The organism is Geminicoccus sp. (assembly GCF_035556675.1).
In the GTDB taxonomy this organism is placed as follows: domain Bacteria; phylum Pseudomonadota; class Alphaproteobacteria; order Geminicoccales; family Geminicoccaceae; genus Geminicoccus.
Genome location: NZ_DATMFZ010000192.1, coordinates 1 through 6,975, shown reverse-complemented (window position 1 = coordinate 6,975; position 6,975 = coordinate 1). Strand labels below are relative to the sequence as shown.

The 6,975-nt window shown below is 71.4% G+C and carries 8 protein-coding genes; 5 read left to right on the top strand and 3 right to left on the bottom strand.

Translation table 11 applies throughout. From position 1 onward, the window contains the following. Positions 1-238 (top strand): magnesium transporter MgtE N-terminal domain-containing protein (locus VNS22_RS14090; protein WP_325733442.1); only part of this gene is annotated, 238 nt, incomplete at its 5' end. A 638-nt stretch (positions 239-876) separates the two neighbouring features. After that, positions 877-1,248, top strand: a complete 372-nt coding sequence (locus VNS22_RS14085; protein ID WP_325733440.1) for a hypothetical protein — start codon at positions 877-879, stop codon at positions 1,246-1,248. 270 nt (positions 1,249-1,518) lie between these two features. Here VNS22_RS14085 and VNS22_RS14080 read toward each other — a convergent pair whose 3' ends face one another. Further along, positions 1,519-2,766, bottom strand: coding sequence for an MFS transporter (locus tag VNS22_RS14080; protein ID WP_325733438.1), 1,248 nt, complete (start codon positions 2,764-2,766; stop codon positions 1,519-1,521). A 79-nt stretch (positions 2,767-2,845) separates the two neighbouring features. Next, positions 2,846-3,697 carry a DMT family transporter gene (locus VNS22_RS14075; RefSeq protein ID WP_325733437.1) on the bottom strand — a complete coding sequence of 284 codons (852 nt, stop codon included), beginning with the start codon at positions 3,695-3,697 and terminating at the stop codon, positions 2,846-2,848. Positions 3,698-3,807: 110 nt separating this feature from the next. Here VNS22_RS14075 and VNS22_RS14070 point away from each other — a divergent pair, with 110 nt between their 5' ends. From VNS22_RS14070 to VNS22_RS14060, 3 genes are all read left to right on the top strand, one after another. Continuing rightward, positions 3,808-4,632, top strand: coding sequence for a carbon-nitrogen hydrolase family protein (locus tag VNS22_RS14070; protein ID WP_325733436.1), 825 nt, complete (start codon positions 3,808-3,810; stop codon positions 4,630-4,632). Positions 4,633-4,699: 67 nt separating this feature from the next. Beyond that, positions 4,700-5,557, top strand: a complete 858-nt coding sequence (locus VNS22_RS14065; protein ID WP_325733434.1) for an amidohydrolase family protein — start codon at positions 4,700-4,702, stop codon at positions 5,555-5,557. Between the two features lie 4 nt (positions 5,558-5,561). After that, the gene (locus VNS22_RS14060; protein WP_325733433.1) at positions 5,562-5,999 is read left to right on the top strand and encodes an EamA family transporter; all 438 of its coding nucleotides are present in this window, start codon (positions 5,562-5,564) and stop codon (positions 5,997-5,999) included. A gap of 40 nt (positions 6,000-6,039) precedes the next feature. Here VNS22_RS14060 and cysE read toward each other — a convergent pair whose 3' ends face one another. Continuing rightward, positions 6,040-6,906 carry a serine O-acetyltransferase gene (cysE, locus tag VNS22_RS14055; protein WP_349261787.1) on the bottom strand — a complete coding sequence of 289 codons (867 nt, stop codon included), beginning with the start codon at positions 6,904-6,906 and terminating at the stop codon, positions 6,040-6,042. Between the last annotated feature and the right edge of the window lie 69 nt (positions 6,907-6,975).

Sequence of the window (6,975 nt, the reverse complement as noted above, 5' to 3'; positions counted from 1 at the left end):
GGAACAGGACGACGCCGCCGAACGGGCCGCAGCGGAGCAGGAGGAACGTGCCGCTCGCCTGGCGCGCCTGTACGAGACCATGAAGCCCAAGCGCGCCGCTTCCATCCTGGACCGCGTCCCGGTCGAGGAGGTGGCGGCGATCGCGAGGCGCATGCGCGACGGCAAGGCCGCCCTGATCATCCAGCAGATGTCGCCCGAGCGGGCCGGCGCGCTGAGCGCCAGGCTGGCCCTTCCCTGAGGCCCGCCCGGCCGAAGCACGACAGCGGCGGGGCGTTGCTGACGCCACCAAACCCTGATCGGCCGGTGACCATCCGGGATGCCGTCACGCAGGGGCCGGTTCCACCCGGCCAGCCGCACGGACCGACATGTTCGAGCTTGGCTGCCGTCGGTGCTGTCCGTGCCCGTCCAGGCCGGACATCGCCATGGCTTGGCCGCGTCTGGCCACCTGCTCATCCGTGCACCCGCTGGATCGCCGGTGACGGCGGGCCATGATGGAGAGGGAGGAGCGTACCGCCGGCACCGGCCGCTCTCAGAAGCACCCACTCCTTCGGCACGACCGTCCTCGGCAAGCGCTTCCGGGCATGGCGGAGCAGCACGGCCCCGTCCATGGGCGGCAGCAGAGTGGCGGGTCCCGCGGGATTGTCGCGGCCGGGACACAGGGGGACGGATTCACCGGAGCTACCTTGACCCGGCCTGGGATCGGCGCATGGTGTTGTCGTGGTGGATCGTATCAGGGGGATCACCATGGCAGCCTTGCCTCGACAGAGCAGCCAGGGCGCATGCGTTCTGGGCAGACCTTTCTTCGGTCCAGCCTCCTGCAGAGGGCGCACCACGGCGCCGGTGCTGGCCTGTTTGGTGCTGGCGGTGGGTTCGTGGATGGCCGGCCCTTGCGAGGCGGCCGGCCAGAAGCAGCGCCTGCTCGATCTCACCGTGCGGCCGCCGGATCTGCATCTCCGCCAGGCGGGGCCCCTGGAGGCGGCGCTCGGCGGGCCGCACAGCCTGCGCCAGGGACTGGCAGAGGGCGAGGCGTTCGGGGAAATCGCCCTGCAGGCAGGTGCCGTGGGCGTGGCACTGCGGCCGGAGAACGACCGGCTGAAGCCGGACCTGTTCTACGATCTCTCCGGGTGGCGGCTGCGCACCCGGATCATGTCCGGCGACTCACCCCTGGAGATCGACGGGATGGTGCTGCGTGCCGCGCACGCACTGCCGCTGTTCGGCGCCAAGATCGGTACGGCCGACCTGCCCTGACCACCTCGGCTCCGGTCGGGCACCACTTCGCCGGCATGCCGGTGCAAACCCTGTGTCCGGCCATCGCCGGCTTCTCTCGAACCGGCTGATGGGTCCTTTCGCACTGAATCGGACGAGCGGACGACGGCTCATACCAATCGTCGCCTGCTGCTGAACGGCCTGCTGTCGTTTCCCTGCCACCAGACTGGCGGGGCTGCCTGCGACGGAACGGCGCCGTTGCATGGCACCACCTACCGCACGTCGCCGGCCGGCCCGGTCGGTCCCCGACGGTCAGGTCGTGCGTGCGGCGGGTGCCGGTCCGATGACCAGGAAGGCCACCAGGAGCAGGCCGGGCAGCACCGCCAGGTTCATGGCCTCCCAGCCGATCGTCGCCTGCAGTGCGCCGGACAGGCTGGCGGAGGCGGCCACGCAGGTGAACAGGAGGAGATCGTGCAGCCCCTGCACCCTCGCCTTCTCCGCGGGCGCGTAGGCGCCGGTGAGCATGGCGGTGGCGCCCACGAACATCAGGTTCCAGCCGATCCCGAGCAGCAGGAGGCCGGCGGCGAAATGGGCGAGTTCCTGCCCGGCCAGCGCCACGCCGATACAGGTCAGCATGGTGGCGGCACCGGCCAGCACCATCCGTCTGGCACCGAACCGCGCCACCAGCCCGCCCGAGACGAAGCTCGGCGCGAACATGCCCACCACGTGCCACTGGATGACGCTGGCACTGGCATCGAAGCCGAAGCCGCAGTCCAGCATGGTGAGCGGCGTGGCGGTCATGAGCAGGTTCATGGAGACATAGGCGACGAGCGCGATGCCGAAGGCGCGGCGGATCGCCGGGTCCGCCGCGAGCTCGGCGAGCGAGCGCCCCGGCCCGCCCGCCCCGCGCGGCTGCAGTACCGGCACGTCGAGCGCCAGGAGGATCACGCAGGCGAGCCCGGCCACCCCGAGCACCGCCAGCTGGCTGCCGGCGAACATGATGGGGGCGAGCAGGTCGCGGGTCGCCTTGGCCAGTTCCGGCCCCGCCACCGCGGCGAGCGTGCCGCCGGCCAGCACCCAGCCGATCGCCCGGGCGCGCAGCGGTCCAGGATCGCGCCCGGCATGGCTGCCGCCGCCACAGCAGGACGCGTCGGCCGCATCGGCGGCCGCAAAGCGGAAATACTGGCAGAATGCGGAGAACACGCCGTAGAGCACGCCCGCCAGGCAGAACAGCACGAAGTCGGCGCGCATGATCGCCAGATAGCCGCACAGGCCGGACAGGACCCCGACCAGGCAGCCCAGCATCAGCCCAGGCCTCCGGCCGTACCTCCCCATCAGCAGCGACGCCGGCAGCGTCGCCGCCATGGTGCCCGCGAACTGCACGCCGAGTGGCACGGTGGCCAGCACCGGGCTCGGCGCCAGCGCCAGCCCGACCAGCGGCGAGGTGCTGATCGTGATGGTGTTGGCGACGAAGAACAGCGCCTGGCACAGCGCCAGGACCGTGAGGTTGCGGCTCAAGGAGACCCCGCGCGGCTTCTGGCTGACTGGCAGAACGTTCATGCGGCCATTCCTAGCCCCCGGCGCGGGCGGGCGGAACCCCGCCGCAGCCGGGCCATCCCCGGGCGGGGGGGGGCGACACCTAGTGCACCCGGCTCAGCTGCAAGGCGGCGACACCCAGCGCCACGAGCGCCGCACAGGCGATGCGGCGGCGGCCGAACGGCTCGTGAAGCAGGCGCGTGCCCATCCAGGCGGCCAGCACCACCGAGGTCTCCCGCAGGGCCGAGACATAGGCGATCGGTGCCTTGGTCATCGCCCAGATCACCAGGGCATAGGCGGACAGTGACATCGCCCCGGCAAGGGCGGCCGGCCGCCAGAGCAGCGGCACCGCCCGCAGGAGCACCCCCTGGCGCCGCGCCAGCACCAGGGCGCCGAACGGCAGCCCATCCAGCGCGAACAGCCAGACCACGTAGCTCCAGGCATCGCCGGCGGTCCGGGCACCCATCCCGTCGCAGATCGTGTAGCCGCCGATCACGCAGGCATTCATGACCGCCGGCACCAGCGCCCGCCGGCCAGCCATGCTGCCGCCCGGGCCTGCCGCGGCCAGCGCCACGATGCCGAGGCCGATCACCACGACCGCAGCCACGCCCGCCGGCTCCAGCCCTTCACCCAGGATCAGCCAGGCGAGCAGGGCGGCTACCGGCGGGGCCAGGCCACGGGTAACCGGATAGACCTGGGACAGGTCGCCCAGCCGGTAGGCCCGCGCCAGCAGCTCGTAATAGAACAGGTGCGAGGCGAGCGAGCCCAGCAGCCACGGCCAGGCGGCAGCCGGAGGCGGCGGCACCAGCAGGCAGAGCGGCAGCATCATCGCCGAGATCACGAGACCCACCAGCGCCAGGCGCAGTTCGGGATCGCCGCCGGTCTTGACCAGCGCGTTCCAGCTCGCATGGAGCCCCGCGGCCAGGATGACGACGAGGAACACCGTGAGAGGCATCGGCCCGGGTCCGCCCTTGGACGACCCGGCGGGGATGTGCCAGGGTGGCGCCGGGACGGCCGGCCGTAGCGCCTGGCCCTGCCGCTTGTCGAGCCCGAACCGGAGGACGCATGCGCGTCTCCTTGATCCAGCTCACCGCCGACATCGATCCCGACGCCAACCGGCAGGCGGCGGCCGCCTGGATCGAGCGGGCCGTCGAGGCGGACCGGCCGGACCTGGTGACCCTGCCGGAGGCCTTCACCCTGATCGGCGGCGGCCAGGAAGCCCGCGCCGCCGCGACCGAGACGATTCCGGACGGGCCCACCACCACGCTGCTGCAGGAGCTCGCCCGGCGCCACCGCATCACCATCCATGGCGGCAGCTTCATCGAGGCCGGCCCGGACGGGCGCGCCTTCAACAGCTCGGTCGTGGTGGGGCCGGACGGTGCGATCCTCGCGACCTACCGCAAGATCCACCTGTTCGACGTCACGGCACCGGACGGGCAGAGCTTTCGCGAGAGCGAGCGGTTCGCGCCGGGCACGGAACTGGCGGCCTTCGAGGCCGGCGGGTTCCGCTTCGGCTGCACGATCTGCTACGACCTGCGCTTTGCCGAGCTGTTCCAGCACCTGGCCCGCCGGGGTGCCGACGCGTTCCTGGTGCCGTCGGTGTTCACCCTGCAGACCGGCAAGGACCACTGGGAGGTGCTGCTGCGTGCCCGTGCGATCGAGCACGGCGCCTATGTCCTGGCCGCGGCGCAGACCGGGCGGCATCCGTCCAGCGGCCGCCAGTCCTGGGGCCATTCCATGGTGGTGGACCCGTGGGGCACCGTGGTGGCGCAGGCGAGCGAGGGGCCCGGCTGGATCACCGCCCGGCTCGACCCTGCCCGCGTCCAAGAGGCGCGCCGGCTGATCCCGACGCATCGCCATCACCGGCTGATCGAACCCTGGGACGGCTGACCGATCCAGGTCCGGCAGCACGCTCCAGCAGACCAACCAGCAGACCGAAGAAGAGGGGGAGGCACCCATGCCCGACTTCGCCATCGTCGACACCCATGTCCATCTCTGGGACCCGGCCGAGATCCCGATGGACTGGTGTGCCGGCGCGCCGGCACTGAGCCGCCCGTTCGGCCTGGCTGAGCTGGACGAGGCCCGCGGTGCCGTCCAGCTCGAGCAGGTCGTGTTCGTGGAATGCGACGTCGTGCCGGGGCGCAGCCTGGACGAGGCCAGGCGCATCGCCACCATGGCCGAGGCCGATCCGCGCCTGGCCGGGATCGTCGCCCATGCGGCCCTGGAGGACGGTGCGAAGGTGGCGCCGCATCTGGAGGCGCTGGCTGGCCTCGGTCTGGTCAAGGGCGTGCGCCGGCTCCTGCAGAACGAGGCGGACGACGCCTTCTGCCTCCGGCCGGACTTCCAGGCAGGCCTGGCGCTCCTGCCGAACTACGGCTTCCATTTCGAGCTGTGCATCTTCCACCGGCAGTTCCCGGCGGTGCTGGAACTGGTGGCGCGCCATCCCGAGGTCCGCTTCGTCCTGGACCATATCGGCAAGCCCGGGATCAAGGCCGGGATCGTCGAGCCCTGGTGGACCTTCATCAAGGCGCTGGCCGCCTTCCCCAACGTGATCTGCAAGCTCAGCGGGGTCGCCACCGAGGCCGACCATGCCGGCTGGCGCGAAGCGGAGATCCGGCCCTACATGGACCGGGCGCTCGACGTGTTCGGCAGCGAGCGGGTGATGTTCGGCGGCGACTGGCCGGTCTCGATCCTGGCCCTGCCCTATGCCGACTGGGTCGAGGTCGTGGATCGGGCCACCGCGCATCTGTCGCGCGAGGAGCGGCAGCGGATCTTCCGTGACAACGCCAAGCACTGGTACCGCCTGCCGGGCTGAGCGGATGGCGGCACTGGCCGGCAGCTGGCAGTTCTGGGCGCTGCTTGCCGCCTGCTGCGCGGCGCTCACCGCATTGTTCGCCAAGCTCGGCGTGAGCGGCATCGACCCGGACCTCGCCACCTTCCTGCGTACGGCGGTGGTGATCCTGGCGCTGGGCCTGATCCTGACGGTGAGCGGCAAGTGGCGGCTGGACGGGCCGGTTCCGGCGCGCAGCTGGGTCTTCCTGGTCCTGTCCGGCCTCGCCACCGGCGCATCCTGGGTCTGCTACTTCCGGGCGCTGGCGCTGGGCGAGGTCGCCAAGGTGGCGCCGGTCGACAAGCTCAGCGTGGTGCTGATAGCCCTGATGGGCGTGCTGTTCCTGGGCGAGCGGCTCTCGGCCGCCGGCTGGCTGGGCGTCGGCCTGATCGCTGCCGGCACCCTGCTCCTGGCCTGGCGCGGCTGAAGAAGGCGCCCTGCCCGGCCGGGAGCCGGACCCTTCAGGATCAGATCGTGTAGTCGAACGCCGCGTAGGACATTTCGCTCAGGATCTCGTCGGCGCTGCGCGAGGTGTCGCAGGAGGGGGCGACCTTCACCGCCTTGGCCGGCACACCGGCGACGGTGGTGCGCGGCGCCACCGGGTTGAGCACCACCGAGCCGGCCGCGATCCGGGCGCAGGCGCCGATCTCGATATTGCCCAGGATCTTGGCACCGGCCCCGATCATCACGCCCTTGCGCACCTTGGGATGCCGGTCGCCGGCCTCCTTGCCGGTGCCGCCCAGCGTGACACCCTGGAGCAGCGAGACGTCGTCCTCGATCACCGCGGTCTCGCCGACCACCAGGCCGGTGGCATGGTCCAGGAGGATGCCCTTGCCGATCCTGGCGGCCGGATGGATGTCGGTCTGGAACACCTCCGACGAGCGGCTCTGCAGATAGAGGGCGAAGTCGCGCTCGCCGTTCTCCCACAGCCAGTGGGTCAGCCGGTGCGCCTGGATGGCGTGGAAGCCCTTGAAGTAGAGGAACGGCTCGATCAGCCGCTCGCAGGCCGGGTCGCGGTCATAGACGGCGGTGATGTCGGCCTGCAGGCCCTGGGCGATCGCCGGCTCGTGGCTGGAGGCCCGGTGGAAGGCCTGCAGGATCAAAGGCTGGGAGATCACGTCGTTCTTCAGCCGGGCGGCGATCCGGTGGAACATCGCCGATTCGAAGCTCGGCTGGTTGATGATCGAATCGAGGAACAGCGGGGCCAGCATCGGCGACTTGGCGCAGGCTTCCTCCGCCTCCCAGCGCAGCCGCCGCCAGAGCGTTTCGGAGATGTCGCCCTGCGCCTCGGGCGAGACCAGGGTCAGGTGCTTGTGCTTGGTCGCGGCTGCCATCGTCATCCCGTCGCCTCCGGCGACCGGCATCATCCGGTCGTCTAGCCGCCGAACGTCGGTCGGGCCGGC